We start from the raw sequence: 13,659 nt of genomic DNA, 5'->3' as shown, positions 1-13,659 counted from the left end.
CTTTTCTTCTCTAGAAATCGGTTGTTTTTGTTAAAATTTCATCTGACTCAAATGTTGTATGAAATAAATATGAAGTAGCACCACCATCGATTAAGAGCTCTGATCCTGTCATCATTTCTGAATCGTCAGACGCCAAATAAAGAGCAAGTTTCCCAATGTCGGCAGGTGTACAAATCCTGTCCGCAGCATGAAGATCCAACACTTTTTTCTCAATTTCTTCAGGAGCACCTTGTTCGCGTATCCACTGTTGATGATGAGAGGTATTCGTAAAACCAGGGCAAATCGCATTTACACGGATGCCATATTTCCCTAGACTGATTGCCATGGCACGTGTCATCCCATTTATACCTGTTTTTGTAGCTGTATACATCTCACTATCGGCTATCGTACATTTAGAATGATTTGATGAAATATTAATAATGGAACTCTTTTTATTTTGTTTCAGCAAGGGCAAAGCATGTTTAGTCACAAAATACATACCGCGAAGATTGGTGTTGATCACCTTGTTCCAATCTTCAATTGTCGCCTCTTCAATTGATTTAAAAACCGTTATACCGGCATTGTTTACTAGTGTATGAATTGTGCCAAATTGTTCATTAACCTTCTTGGTCATATCAATTATGCTTTTTTCTGAAGAAACATCCGTTTGAATGAAGTAAGCATTTCCACCTTCTTTACAAATGTCACTAACAGTTTGTTCCCCTTCCTCTTTAACAATTGTGGCTATGATTACTGTCGCGCCTTCTTTTGCTAAAATTTGGGCGATCCCCCTTCCGATACCGTTCCCTGCACCCGTAATTAGCGCCACCTGGTTACATAGTTTCAATGTTGCCTCCTCCGATCCATGTTAAAAATTTTTGCGTACATTCAGCGTATCAACCATTTTAAATACGAACAATAAAAAATTGTTTAAAAAAATTGTATATTTGTAGTTGGAAACATAGTAAATTCGTTATAATGGAGTTAAAATTTATAATTTTTCATTATATAAATTAAGGGGGATAATTGAATGAAGTATTTATTTCATTTACCAAGAGTTTATAGTGCTATCCATCTTACAGCTATTCAATATTCAAGTGCTCAAAAAGGGTGGATGTATCCGAAACACCGACATCCTTATTTTGAGTTTTTATATTGTGTAAAAGGAGAACTCCAACAGACAGTAAACGGCCAACATTATATATTGAACGAGGGTGATGCAATGATCATCCCATCCAATATGTACCACGAAACAAAGATATTAAGCGAATGCATGTTCTTTGATTTTCACTTTGATGTGGAGTTGCCGGAAATTCATGAAATTTTCCAAATAACCGTGAATCCTGTCATTGAACGTGATTCGTCAAGCCTAGGTACAGAAATACAAGATTGGGTAGATAAATTTATTCAAAAATACAGTACGCTATTAATTGAAATTGATGATGAGGAAACAAAAAAAGATAGAAAAAACAATATAGAAACATCGATTCAAATATTGCAGATGCATTCAAATGTCGTAGCCTTTATCAGCAGACTTGCGGAGTTTTATTTTGAAGTACAACGGGAAGATCAACATGTTCTAGTGCAGCCCTCCCATACGTTTATTGCCCATGAAATCGCGTATTTACTTCAAAGTAAGGCTGAGGAAAATTTCCATATTGGAGAACTTTCCACGAAATTAAACGTACATCGATCGCATATTACGAATTGCTTTAAAAAGGTATATGGTATGACACCGAAAGCATATCTTTCACAATTACGCTTACAAAAAGCAAAACAATATTTATTAGAAACGGATCTACCTGTTGAAAGAATTGCCGTTAATTTAGCTTTTTCCTCCACCGGCCATTTCACACGTTTTTTTTGTAAACAAGTAGGAATAACACCGCTAAAATATCGGAATAAACATTCAGCAACGATTGAAAGTAAATAGAAAAATGTGGGTTAACATATAGTGAGGAAGTGTAAAAAATGATAATGTTTTTGTACTTTTTTTAATAAACCAACTGGAATCGCTTACAGAAAAAATGAAATCGTGGTAGGCTTTTAGACAAAATAAAGTGTTTCCATTTCACAGTGAAGGAGGTAAAAGAGGGAGCAACATTCTGATATTAAATCTTGTGAAAGGAACGAAAACCTAATGAACACTACTACAGAAAAGTCATTAATAAAAACAAAAAAAACTTACCAATCAGATGAAACGATTATCGCTCATTTTGGGGAAGACAGTCAAAAGTATTTTGGTGCAATGGCTCCTCCAATTATTCAAACAAGTTTATTTGCATACGAAAATTTTGATGCATTTATTCGGGCCAGTATGAATGAACGACAACATCATCTATACACAAGAGGTGTAAACCCAACTGTTGAAATATTCGAAAAGAAACTGGCTGCATTAGAGCATGGCGAGCGGTGCAAATGTTTTAGTTCCGGTATGGGGGCGATTAGTTCCATTTTCTTTACCTTTTTGAAAAGCGGTGATCATGTATTAGTTGTTAACAATATCTACGGACCCGCAAGAAATTTATTGTCGTATCTAGAAAAATTCAATATAAGTGTCACAACCGTTAATGAGAATGATCTTTCGGTCATTGAAAAGGCCATTCAACCGAATACGAAATTAATGTATTTGGAAAGTCCGGGTACAATGAATTTCAAAATGTTAGACCTTGAAAAGTTTGCTGCTCTTGCAAAAAGAAATAACATAATAACGGCTATTGATAACACATGGGCTACGCCACTCTTCCAGAAGCCCTTGGATTTCGGAATTGATATCTCTATCCATTCATGTACCAAATATATTGGTGGACATAGTGACGTTTTAGCTGGTGCAGTTATTTCGAGTGATGAACTGATTGACCAAATTTTTGAATATGCTCATCAGTTTAATGGTTCGGTATTAGGTCCATTTGAAGGCTGGTTATTAATTCGCGGACTTCGCTCGTTGCCTGTTCGTATGAAGCAACATCAAGAAAACACCCAATATGTCATTGATTTTCTATCAACTTGTGACAAGGTTGAAAGCATCAATCATCCAAGCCTTTTCACTGGAAAAGACAAAGAATTAGTGGACAAACATTTATCAGGCTTTTCGGGATTATTAAGCTTTGAATTGAAAAATCCTAGTTTTGAAAAAGTACGAACATTTATCGATCAACTACAACTATTTAGCATTGGTGTAAGTTGGGGCGGTTATGAAAGTCTTGTATTGTCTCCTAACCATGGAATAAATGAGAAAGATTTAGAAGCCGAAAATATCTCAAAAGGATTGATTCGTCTCTCCATTGGCTTAGAGAATTATCGTGATCTAATACAGGATTTAGCACAAGCATTTAATGCCATTTAATTAGAATGGAGGTAATAGGATGGAAAGTTCAACAACTCAAAAGAAAAGCCCTACGTTTGGTGCAGCGCTTGTTCTAATAATACTTTGCATGATTTTATTTATATTCGGAATAGCGATTTATGAAATTAAAGCGGAGTTCGTCTTAATTTCCGCAACGCTTTTCGCTACTGTCTTTGCATATTTTCATGGATACCACTGGAATGATATACAAGAACTAATGGCAAAGAAGTTCAAAACGGCCTTACCAGGTGCCTTGATTCTATTATCAGTAGGAATGTTAGTTGGCACTTGGATCGCTGCAGGAACGATACCACTTCTCGTTAATTACGGGTTAGAGCTGATTAACCCGAAATATTTATATATTACAGCTTTCGTAGTTACCGCAATCATTTCCTTGTGCACAGGCACCTCTTGGGGATCTGTCGGAACAATCGGTGTTGCCTTAATGGGAATTGGAGCAACATTGGATGTTTCTCTTCCGATCACTGCAGGGGCTGTTATTGCAGGCGGCTACTTCGGAGATAAACTTTCTCCCCTTTCTGATTCAACCAATATGAGCTCGTTATCTGTAAGTGTCGATTTATTTACACATATCCGGCACCTCATGTACACGTCTATTCCTGCATGTATTATTGCTTGTATTGTATATTTTACGGTTGGTTTAGGGCTTGATGCCAATAGTGACGCAACCATTAAAGACGTAAACGAAGTTTTGAATGCGTTGCATTCAATCTTTCACTTTAATCTTCTATTGTTGATTCCACCGGTTATTATTTTGTACGGATCGATAAGAGGCAAGTCTCCGGTTGTTGTGATGTTCATATCTTCTGCGGCTGCCATGATTCTGGCATTAATCTTTCAAGGTTTTTCAATATCCGATGTGGCAAAGGCAGCTGTAGAAGGATTTAATGTTTCGATGATTAAAACAGCCGGCTTTCATCCTAAAAATCTTCCCGGAGATATTGCTACCTTGTTAAACCGTGGAGGAATCTACTCGATGTTGAATGGTTTATTGTTTGTATTTTGTGCGTTTTTATTTGCTTCGGCATTAGAAATATCAGGTGTTCTACAAGTGATTATCCGTAAGCTTTTAAATTTCTTGCATTCTGTTTTCAGCCTAGTTGCGGCTTCACTTGCTTCCGGACTTGTCATCATCTCATGTACAGGGAGCGCTTATGTAACCTATTTTCTAATGTCAAGTTTATTTAAAGACCCATATATGTCAAAAGGATTGCATCCGGCCAACCTTTCTCGAAGTATGGAGGATTCCGTAACGATAATAGAAGGGTTGCTGCCATGGACCGTTTCAGGGGTATACATGGCGACGACAGTTGGGGTTTCATGTTTCGATTATGCTCCATGGGCTATCTTTAACTGGCTAGGCATCATATTTTCACTTTTGTATGCGGCAACATACAAATACATGAAGTTCGGTATAAAAAAACTAGAAGACAAACCCACGGAGATAGAAAAAGAAATGCAAGAACTACCACAAAACGAAGTAGCTAAATAGAAAAAACTACTTTCTATTATAATATGATATTAAATGAAGGAAAGCAATTAAGCCTAGTCTATACTACTTAATTGCTTTTCGTTTTTTCGTTAGTTAAGGCCTTTCGTCCACGTTTGGGAATTCAGCAATACGCAATTTTGCTCCTCCATAAGGAACTAATGTTAACTCTTCAAATTCCCGCGCTGCTTCTACATGATATGGCGGGGTATCCGCTGAATTGTTCTTTTTACCCCAGTTATCAATTTTTTTCCCTAAAACCTTAAGAGCCACTGGGGAATTTTTAGAATCAAATTGTTGATGTGAAACATTATTTTTTTCAATTACGCAAACGTCATCTTTTCTCGTTAACCCATAATTCCATTCGCTTTGCGGTTTAACTTCCCAATCAAAAAATGGGTATTTGCCCTTCATAATTGTCCATTCTTCATCAATTGGCAAAGCAAACAATAACGGGCCTCGAGTAATGCCTATAGCACTTTGTGCTCTTGACTGGAATCGGACTTCCATCAATAGAGAGAATTCAACGGTATCCCCCTTATGCCAGACTCGATTGATTTCTATATAATTATCAGTAATGACACTATGATAATTTTCTTGATTTACTTTTAATTCAATGTCATTGCACCATTCGGGAATTCTCAATTTAATACTAAAATTTTGATCAGTTGCAGAAACGATTTCTAATTTCATGAGTTCTTTAAATGGGTAATCACTAGTAACGTTGATTGTAACGGGTTCGTCATGTATAAGGTCACTTACAATACACGGCGCGCAAGATTGGCAAACCAGAGTCGTGTCATTTTCTTTCATCCACAAATGACTGACAAATTTAGGCCAGCCTTGATGCATGTTAGCCGTACAGCAACCAAAGTGCGGCTCTAACCCAAACAAATTTGCATCATTGTCATTTTCCGTCCAATCCCGTTTTTCATATGTGCATGCTATCTGGTTAATTTGTTGATCATATTGATGCGACATCCAATCTCGTCCGATTGCAGCAGGTAAAGCATTGAACGCAACTCTTTCCAATATATCTCCGAATCTGCTATCACCCAAAATGGATAAAAGATTCTCTAAAGTAAACATATATTCTACTACCGAACATAATTCTGTTCCTTGACTCGGATGGGTTCCGGCTAACCATTCATCCCCAGAAAACATGCCGTGTAATTGTCCATGATAAGTCATTAGCTGGTCAATGGCACTATATACGCTCTCTTTGTAACTTTGATGACCGGTAATTAAATAATCTTGAGCTAAGTATTTCAATGACATTGCTACATTCACTACATGGCTCGTATGATCAAATTCTTCAACGTATCGTTTAAAAGGAAAATCACGATATAATTGTTGCCAATCAGTTGTCTGTCTTCTCGTTAAATCAATCAATTCTAATAAAAATTCTTCACCTGTTTTTTCATATAACCATAGCAGGCTTAACACGTTTTCTCCGCCACGTGCTTTTCCCCATTCGGCAAGAGGCCGAGTAGGTAGATTTTTTAGTTGGTGACGGTAATAGTTCAAAAGGAACGGAATAACTCTATTATCTTCAGTAAATTGTTGATACTGAATAAGCGCTTTTACCATCACCATCCGGCTCCACCAATCATTATTATTCTTTGGTCCAAACCATCCTGATTCTGTTTGGCTGCTTAGAGTCCATTCAATCCATTTTTGTGCTTTTATTATCAATTTTTCATTATCGAGTAGGTAAGCTAATGGAACTAAGCCATCTAAATAATATGGCCCGCGTTCCCACCCTTCACCTTCACCTCCCAGCCAAGCGCTGTCACTGCCTAGATCTGGCCAATGTTCTTCCAATCGGCCTGTCATTCCATTTGCTTGAATAGTTAACTGATTTTTCAGCCAACCCTTTGGTTTAATTGAGCCTAATTTCAAAGGTTTAAATTTTCGTGTTCCTACAGTTGCATTTTTCATACTCATTTCGATATACCTCTACATTCATTTTTTATTTTTTAACATGTTCAGCTTTATACATACCCATTGCATCTTTTTGAGCTCGAGCTAAGGCTTTATCAATTGATTTTCTTCCGTATAAAATGTCAGTTACTTGAGCATAAAGCATTTGAGTGTACAAACTCACGCTATCAATTTGAGGTGTAAAGACTGCTCTATCAAACTGATTTGCCATAGCAACTTGCGGCTTTTTTTGAAATTCAGGACTTTCATATACTTTCTTAGAAGCAGGTGCTTGTCCTGAATCCGCCCAATCCATAGAATTTTTATTCATAAACTCCAAAAACGCTTTAACTCCTTCTCTCTTACTTTTTTGCAGAGTTTTTGGAATGACAAATTGGTGGGATTTGCTGGTAACTGCCTGTTTTTTATCGTAAAACTGTGGAAACTCGGCCATTCCCCAATGTAACTTTGTATCTCTAAATGTTGGAGAAGTCCAAGGTCCATTAAAAATCATAGCGACATTTCCTCTTAAAAAATTTCCTACTTCATCATAGTCTTTTTTAGGAGTAATGTTATATTTATGGATGAGATCAAATTCGAATTGAACCGCCCTTTTCATTTCTTTTGAATTAAAATTCGGTCTCCCGTTTTCTTTAAAGAAAGAAGATCCCTCTTGTTCCACTAGTGATTCTAAAATGAATTCGTTAATGAAATCTGTATTCATTACAAATCCGTACGATTTTCCTCTTGTCGTTTTTTGGGCAAATTCTAAAAATTCCCGCATTGTTTTTGGTGGTCGATTTGGATTTAAACCAGCATTCTTAAAAAGATCTTTATTCCAATACAGTACAGGACCATGAATATCTAATGGTATGCCATATTGAACGCCCTTATAATTGCCTGCTTTCCAGGCAGTTGAGCTATAAGCATCTTTAACAAGCAGTTTAGATTGCCCAAGTTCCGATATGGGAGCAAGTATATCTCTTCCAGCGTAGGTAGCTAATCTATCGGAATGACAAATCATAACATCCGGCATTCCTTTCATATTATTAGCTATCGTTAAATCTACTTTTTTATAGTAATCACTTGTTATAAATTGTGCATCCAAAACATATTTGTCCTGGCTAGTATTGAAGGCATAAACCATTTTCTGCATTGTTTCTGAATCAGCACCGCCCATTGATGCCCAATAGGTAATTTTGATTTTGCCATTTTGCTTTCCCGTACTTTTATTAGAACATGCAGACATCATGAAAAATGCGCATATTGAGGCACAAAGTAATAGAATCTTGATCACTTTTACCTTTGCATTCATTATTCCTCTCTCCTTCCCCTATTTAATTCCTGTATGAGTAATCGATTTTACTATTTGTTTTTGAGAAATGATAAAAACAATGATCATCGGAATCGATGAAAGAAGTGATAATGCCATTAATCTCCCATAGCTTATTGAAAGCGAACCGGTCATCATGTTAGCTACACCAACCGTTATTGTTTTCATGCTATTCTGATTAATCGTGATCAAAGGCCATAAAAAATCGTTATATAAGCCAATAAATGTAATTATACCAAGTGTAACAATCATTGGTTTTGAATTTGGGACTACGATATGGAGGAAAATTTTCCATGTAGATGCTCCATCTAAAACGGCTGATTCTTCAATTTCTACCGGAAATTTTTTCAAAAATTGGTAAAGCAAAAACACACCAAATGTACTGGACGTTACCGGAAGAATCATAACTCCATATGTGTTTAATAGGCCCGCATTGGCAAAATTTAAAAACTGAGGTAAAAGCGTAATGACATTAGGAATTAACATGCTAATAAGAATAAGCCCCAAAATTATTTTTTTGAACGGAACATTCAAGCGTGCTAACGCAAAAGCAGCCATTGTATCAATAATGATTACTAAAACAGTCCCAACTACGGAAACGAATAAGGAATTGCCTAACCATCTAAAGACAGCGACTTCATAGTTTTCAGAGGAAAATAAATACATAAAATTTTTAAATGTAAAGTGGTCTGGCCAAAAGTTAACTCCACCTCTAAGTGCCTCGGCATCTGTCTTGAATGCAGTCAGTATAATCCATATTGCCGGAACTACAAAAAACAGGGCAATAATTGTTGCAAAAATTGTTGCATAAAATCTCTTCCTCTTATAGTAGGACATACCTTAACCCTCTTTTCGTTTTATAAATAGATATTGCAACAAAATAAAAATGCCAATGATCCCACCTAATACAATAGCCATAGCTGATGCTGAACCTAGCTGATGCCGAATGAAAGCTTCGTCTAGAATAGACATCATGGTCACTTTTGTTGATGTGCCTGGTCCCCCTGCTGTAAGTAAAAGTGGTTGTCCATATAAGTTAAACGCTCCGATCGTAGACATAATGACAACATAAAGCATAATAGGTTGGATTGACGGCAATGTGATGTCCTTAAATTTGAACCAAGCGGATGCTCCGTCCACATTCGCAGCTTCATACAATTCTTCAGAAACATTATTTAATGCATTAATAAATAAAATCATATTAAAACCTACTCCCCACCATAAAGAAGTAACTATAATCATCGTCCATGCCCCCGCCGGTGTAGCGTTCCATTGAATAGAATCAATGCCTATTGCATTTAATAGTGCATTTAAAAATCCGGCACCCGGGTTAAAAATTAAAGCCCAGGCCGCTCCTACAACCGAAAGGGACAGAACATATGGAAAGAAAAAAATAGCCCTGAATATTCCAGTAAACCTCTTCGAAACATTATTCACTAAAATCGCCAACACCAATGAGCAAATGGTAAAAAGCGGCACTGAAATAACAGCATATAATGCTGTGTTTTTTAACGTGCTAAAAAATACTCCATTTACATAACTTCCAGATATAAATAATTGTTTGTAATTTTCAAGACCCAAAAAAATATGACCTTTGTCTAATAAATTCCACTGAAAGAGACTAATAATTATTCCATAAACGATAGGTATAATACAAAACAATGTGAACCCTAGTAAAAATGGAAGGATAAAGAGAAAAGATGCAAGTTGTCCTTTACTCCTTGTTTTCTTTGCAATCTTTGTCGTATTAGTAATCCTTTTTGCCGGGTTAAATAAAGAAACATTTGCCACTGTTATTCCTCCTAAATAGACTTTGAATGAATCAATTAAAGCAAAGCAAAAACCCCACAATATTATTGTTTAATAATTCAAATTTTTCGATCCCATACTTGTATTGTAAACGATTGCAGTTTAAAATCTAGATAGTTATCAAACCGATTTTTGTACTTTTTTGACTAAAGGAGAAAAATATTATGAAATATTATACCTTTAAACTGCCTCCATATTTATATTATGATGATTCAAATGAAGACGTATTTAGAATGGGTGATAAACATATTTCTAGAAGCAACTTTGAATGGTTTGACTTAATTATTGTGGAGAAAGGCACTTTATATCTCGGGGAAGAAGGGGTTAATTATACAATAGGCAGTAATCAAGGTCTGATTTTAGCTCCCTATGCCCATCATTATAGTTTTAAACCTTGTACGGAAGACACGCATTTTTATTGGATCCATTTTCAAACAACTGGACAATGGACGATCAAAGATTCTATTGAAAAAAAGCATGCAAATGATTCCCTTTATTTACCTAACTTTTTTTCACTTAAGCATACGGATCCTGTATTCCAAATACTAAAGGAATTAAATAGCTTCTTACAAATCAATCACCTAGACAATAGATTTAATCAACAAATTATATTTCTTCAATTAATTCAACGGTTAATCCAAAATAACACGCAGGCGGTCTCAGCAAAGGTTATTCAAATAGCGGAATCCTCTGCTACTTGGTTAAATAACAACTTTCAAAGAAATATATCTATGGTTGAATTAGGAAATGTCATGAACTTTCATCCTTCTTATATTTCGCGTTGTATGAAACAAGTATATGGTATTTCTATGAAAAAATATTTACTGAAACTACGCATTAATCATGCGAAAAATTTATTAAGTTCAAAAAATGATTCTATAGAAAAAGTTGCATTTAAGTGCGGCTTTAATAGTCTATCCTTTTTTTCTAAAACGTTCACAAAAGGAATTGGATTATCCCCTTCTGAATTTAGGAATAATTACCGTTAACTTGAAACTTCTAAACATAGTAACTCTCCCCTCCTGCTAAAATCATGCACGTAACGATCCAAAGCAAAAAAACCTGCTGGATATGCAGGTTTTTTAATATTTTTTGCATTGCTTCACCTTTGATCTAATAACCTTATTGATCGGGCATAGTCTTATTTCACTCAATCTGAAGATGTATTTTCCGCATTTGTGTGTATTTGTTTCAAAACATCCATCCCATCAAATGCCATCCACTCTTCTACAATCTTTTCATTCCTAACCCTTACATGATTGATGCCAAGGATCTTAATCGGTTTATTACTCGGCCGCCCAAAGTACCCTATACCTTCATGGATACCCTGCAGCCTCCAGCGCACCGCCACATCCCATTCATCAGCATCTTTTCTTTGGTTACATGTAACCCTTTCCACGATGAATTTGGCTGTGGGGAAGGAGGCGAATAAGCTGATAAACATTCCTTGAATTTCATTTAATCCTATCAGTGTCTTTCCACCAATGAAATTAATGGCAGCATGATCAACGTAGTAATTATATGTTTAATCACTGTGTTCTTCATTCTCCATCCGATAATTGTCATCATCTTCATTTAGATAAATCTGTCTCAGAACATCGAGCCCGTCAAAGGTGAACCATTCTTCAACCACTTTTTCATTTTGAATACGAAGATGGCTGATTCCCATTATTTCGACTGGTTTGCCGCTTGGGTCCCCGAAATAACCGATGCCTTCATGCAACCCTTGCAGCCGCCATCTTACTGCCACATCCCAACTATTTTCCGACTCCCCTTGATTGCATGTTACCCGTTCAACAAGGAAATTGGCACTTGGAAAAGAGGCAAATAGACTAACTAGCATGCTCTGAATTTGTTGAAATCCAACAAGGTCTTTATCGCAAATATAATGAAGGACTGCATTGTCGGCATAGAAGTTCGGGACTTCATTGAACAACCGCCATTCCCAAACTTTATTGTACATATCCAAAATGAAATCACCGATTTCAAAATCCCCAGACTTCCTAGAATAAACTCTAGGCTCTAACTGTCCTTGCATCGTTTCTCCGATGCCAAAATGGGACTGTAATGCTGGTGTTTTATTCCTTGAGGCTTTCGCCAATTTTTTTGCTACTTCATGGGGGGCAAAACCAAGTTGTTTTACAATGGATAAAAGCATGTTGTGACGATTAAAATATAGATAGAAAAAAGGCAGCAAAAGGAGCAATAGTTACAGCTATTGCTCCTTTGCCTACTGTCTAGCCACAGTTGATAAATTGGACCCTATTCTCAAGACACAAATTTATAAAAATAAGATGGTGTCGGGCACTTGCTTCAATGTCACGGTATGGCTCCCTTTTACCCTTTCCTATCAGACTAAATCAAAAGAAAGAGCCGTCAGCTTCCGTTTCCATGATACAATGAATAAAAGCTGACAGCTCTCACCTGATTTCCTAGTATATATACACTTACATTCACCAATTCGTGTACCGAACCACCTCCCCTAATCAACTTGTGAATTTTTAGTTATTTCCCACGTATTATCATGACCAATTTCTGATCTGGGATTTTGTTTTTCAATTGGTTTTGGTTTAATATAAAGTTTGATTAATACACCTGAAATAGCTGAGAGAATCCCTATTATTAGGAAACTTAGATTTCTTGAAAAAGCCTCTGTCAATATCCCCATCATGACAGGTCCGAAAAAGATTCCGAACGAATACACGCTTTGAAAAAACCCCATTCTGGTAGACTGTTTTCGTGCTGGCACATTTACAATGCTTAACGACATTAAAACCGTAAAATTTAAAGCAAAAGCAACTCCGGAAAGCGCCTGCAGGGTAAATAACAAACTTAAGCTAGGTGCAAATGGTATTAAAATAGCAGCGACGAATTGTAAGAATGCTCCTAAAACAGCTGTGTTCACTAATCCCATCTTTTTATAAAAAAATACTCCACATAAAGCTGCCGCTGCCCCCGCAGAAATTTTATACGTGTTTGAAAGCCAACTTAGCGCAATCGCATCAGCACCTAAATCTCTTGCCACAAGCGGAGTAAATGTATCTCTCATTCCAAAAAGGGCCATCTGCGCAATGACTGCTAATAGAGAAATAACCCATAATTTTTTATCGGTAATTTGTTCTATAATAATCTTTTTATCATATTTTTCTTTATTCACCGGAGCCTTTTGTTCTTTCAAAAAGAAAATCAAAATAAAAGCGATAGAGGCTGCAAAGACTGCAACAAGAAAAGTATGTGGATAACTAAAATTTTCTGCGACAATCCCCCCTACAGCAGAACCCATTAAAGCACCTACATAATCTGCTAAAGTTAACAAGGCCACCGCTTTTGCTGCATTTTTTGGACCAAAATAAGAAGCAAACATCACGGTATAAATAACCCACGTCGATCCTGTTATACCATCGAGGAATTTACCGAGATATAGTGTGGTGGCATTCGGTTCAATAAAAGCAATTATCCAACCCACGACTGTAATTAAAAGCCCCACTTGAATAAAAACTTTCCTTTTGTTCAGTACATCGGATAGGACGCCAAGCGGGAACCGGAAAATCAAAGAGGCTAACCCTGTACCTCCCATAATGGTACCAATCACTGCAGGTGAAATCCCAAGTGTTGTAGCATATGAAGAAATAAATGGATCAAAGGCTGAAATGCTGACAAAGAAAAGTATGGTTATAATAAAAAACAATATAATATTTGACCGAAATTGTACGTTGTTCATTAGATCACCTCATTGGATGTTATAGTCATATCCGTTTC

The 13,659-nt window shown here is 36.5% G+C and carries 12 protein-coding genes; 4 read left to right on the top strand and 8 right to left on the bottom strand.

Annotated elements, in window-relative coordinates:
• Window positions 1-10 precede the first annotated feature (10 nt).
• Window positions 11-826: an SDR family NAD(P)-dependent oxidoreductase gene (locus tag EV207_RS05020; protein ID WP_132744278.1), complete on the bottom strand. Its 816-nt coding sequence runs from the start codon at window positions 824-826 to the stop codon at window positions 11-13.
• A 183-nt stretch (window positions 827-1,009) separates the two neighbouring features.
• Here EV207_RS05020 and EV207_RS05015 point away from each other — a divergent pair, with 183 nt between their 5' ends.
• The 3 genes from EV207_RS05015 to nhaC all read left to right on the top strand — a co-directional run bounded on the left by EV207_RS05015 (window position 1,010) and on the right by nhaC (window position 4,838).
• Entirely contained in the window at window positions 1,010-1,912 is a 903-nt protein-coding gene (locus tag EV207_RS05015) for an AraC family transcriptional regulator (protein ID WP_132744276.1), read from the top strand.
• A 207-nt stretch (window positions 1,913-2,119) separates the two neighbouring features.
• Entirely contained in the window at window positions 2,120-3,325 is a 1,206-nt protein-coding gene (locus tag EV207_RS05010) for a trans-sulfuration enzyme family protein (protein ID WP_132744274.1), read from the top strand.
• A 19-nt stretch (window positions 3,326-3,344) separates the two neighbouring features.
• On the top strand, window positions 3,345-4,838 hold the full coding sequence (gene nhaC, locus EV207_RS05005; RefSeq protein WP_132744272.1) for a Na+/H+ antiporter NhaC: 1,494 nt from the start codon (window positions 3,345-3,347) through the stop codon (window positions 4,836-4,838).
• Between the two features lie 93 nt (window positions 4,839-4,931).
• Here the strand turns inward: nhaC and EV207_RS05000 are convergent, their stop codons facing one another.
• Genes EV207_RS05000 through EV207_RS04985 form a run of 4 tightly spaced genes read right to left on the bottom strand, consistent with a single transcriptional unit; the run spans window position 4,932 to window position 9,882 of the window.
• Window positions 4,932-6,782 carry a beta-L-arabinofuranosidase domain-containing protein gene (locus tag EV207_RS05000; RefSeq protein WP_243646948.1) on the bottom strand — a complete coding sequence of 617 codons (1,851 nt, stop codon included), beginning with the start codon at window positions 6,780-6,782 and terminating at the stop codon, window positions 4,932-4,934.
• Between the two features lie 25 nt (window positions 6,783-6,807).
• Window positions 6,808-8,073 carry an ABC transporter substrate-binding protein gene (locus EV207_RS04995; RefSeq protein WP_132744270.1) on the bottom strand — a complete coding sequence of 422 codons (1,266 nt, stop codon included), beginning with the start codon at window positions 8,071-8,073 and terminating at the stop codon, window positions 6,808-6,810.
• An 18-nt stretch (window positions 8,074-8,091) separates the two neighbouring features.
• A complete protein-coding gene (locus EV207_RS04990) occupies window positions 8,092-8,928 on the bottom strand; it encodes a carbohydrate ABC transporter permease (RefSeq protein ID WP_132744268.1) in 837 nt (278 codons plus the stop codon).
• 3 nt (window positions 8,929-8,931) lie between these two features.
• Entirely contained in the window at window positions 8,932-9,882 is a 951-nt protein-coding gene (locus EV207_RS04985; protein WP_207902919.1) for a carbohydrate ABC transporter permease, read from the bottom strand.
• 182 nt (window positions 9,883-10,064) lie between these two features.
• Here EV207_RS04985 and EV207_RS04980 point away from each other — a divergent pair, with 182 nt between their 5' ends.
• Window positions 10,065-10,889, top strand: a complete 825-nt coding sequence (locus EV207_RS04980; RefSeq protein ID WP_132744266.1) for a helix-turn-helix domain-containing protein — start codon at window positions 10,065-10,067, stop codon at window positions 10,887-10,889.
• Between the two features lie 161 nt (window positions 10,890-11,050).
• Here the strand turns inward: EV207_RS04980 and EV207_RS04975 are convergent, their stop codons facing one another.
• The 3 genes from EV207_RS04975 to EV207_RS04965 all read right to left on the bottom strand — a co-directional run bounded on the left by EV207_RS04975 (window position 11,051) and on the right by EV207_RS04965 (window position 13,621).
• Window positions 11,051-11,386, bottom strand: coding sequence for an ester cyclase (locus EV207_RS04975; protein ID WP_424511348.1), 336 nt, complete (start codon window positions 11,384-11,386; stop codon window positions 11,051-11,053).
• A 39-nt stretch (window positions 11,387-11,425) separates the two neighbouring features.
• Window positions 11,426-12,106, bottom strand: a complete 681-nt coding sequence (locus EV207_RS04970) for an ester cyclase (protein ID WP_207902918.1) — start codon at window positions 12,104-12,106, stop codon at window positions 11,426-11,428.
• A 276-nt stretch (window positions 12,107-12,382) separates the two neighbouring features.
• Window positions 12,383-13,621: an MFS transporter gene (locus tag EV207_RS04965; protein WP_132744262.1), complete on the bottom strand. Its 1,239-nt coding sequence runs from the start codon at window positions 13,619-13,621 to the stop codon at window positions 12,383-12,385.
• Window positions 13,622-13,659: the final 38 nt, after the last annotated feature.

It is taken from the genome of Scopulibacillus darangshiensis (assembly GCF_004341035.1).
Lineage (GTDB): Bacteria > Bacillota > Bacilli > Bacillales > Sporolactobacillaceae > Scopulibacillus > Scopulibacillus darangshiensis.
This window is presented reverse-complemented; position numbering and strand designations above follow the sequence as displayed.

Coding starts and splice junctions, on each gene's coding strand:
- EV207_RS05015 (WP_132744276.1), top strand. CDS start 1,010: ATGAAGTATTTATTTCATTTACCAAGAGTTTATAGTGCTATCCATCTT.
- EV207_RS04995 (WP_132744270.1), bottom strand. CDS start 8,073: ATGAATGCAAAGGTAAAAGTGATCAAGATTCTATTACTTTGTGCCTCA.
- EV207_RS05000 (WP_243646948.1), bottom strand. CDS start 6,782: ATGAGTATGAAAAATGCAACTGTAGGAACACGAAAATTTAAACCTTTG.
- EV207_RS04965 (WP_132744262.1), bottom strand. CDS start 13,621: ATGAACAACGTACAATTTCGGTCAAATATTATATTGTTTTTTATTATA.
- nhaC (WP_132744272.1), top strand. CDS start 3,345: ATGGAAAGTTCAACAACTCAAAAGAAAAGCCCTACGTTTGGTGCAGCG.
- EV207_RS05010 (WP_132744274.1), top strand. CDS start 2,120: ATGAACACTACTACAGAAAAGTCATTAATAAAAACAAAAAAAACTTAC.
- EV207_RS04980 (WP_132744266.1), top strand. CDS start 10,065: ATGAAATATTATACCTTTAAACTGCCTCCATATTTATATTATGATGAT.
- EV207_RS04990 (WP_132744268.1), bottom strand. CDS start 8,928: ATGTCCTACTATAAGAGGAAGAGATTTTATGCAACAATTTTTGCAACA.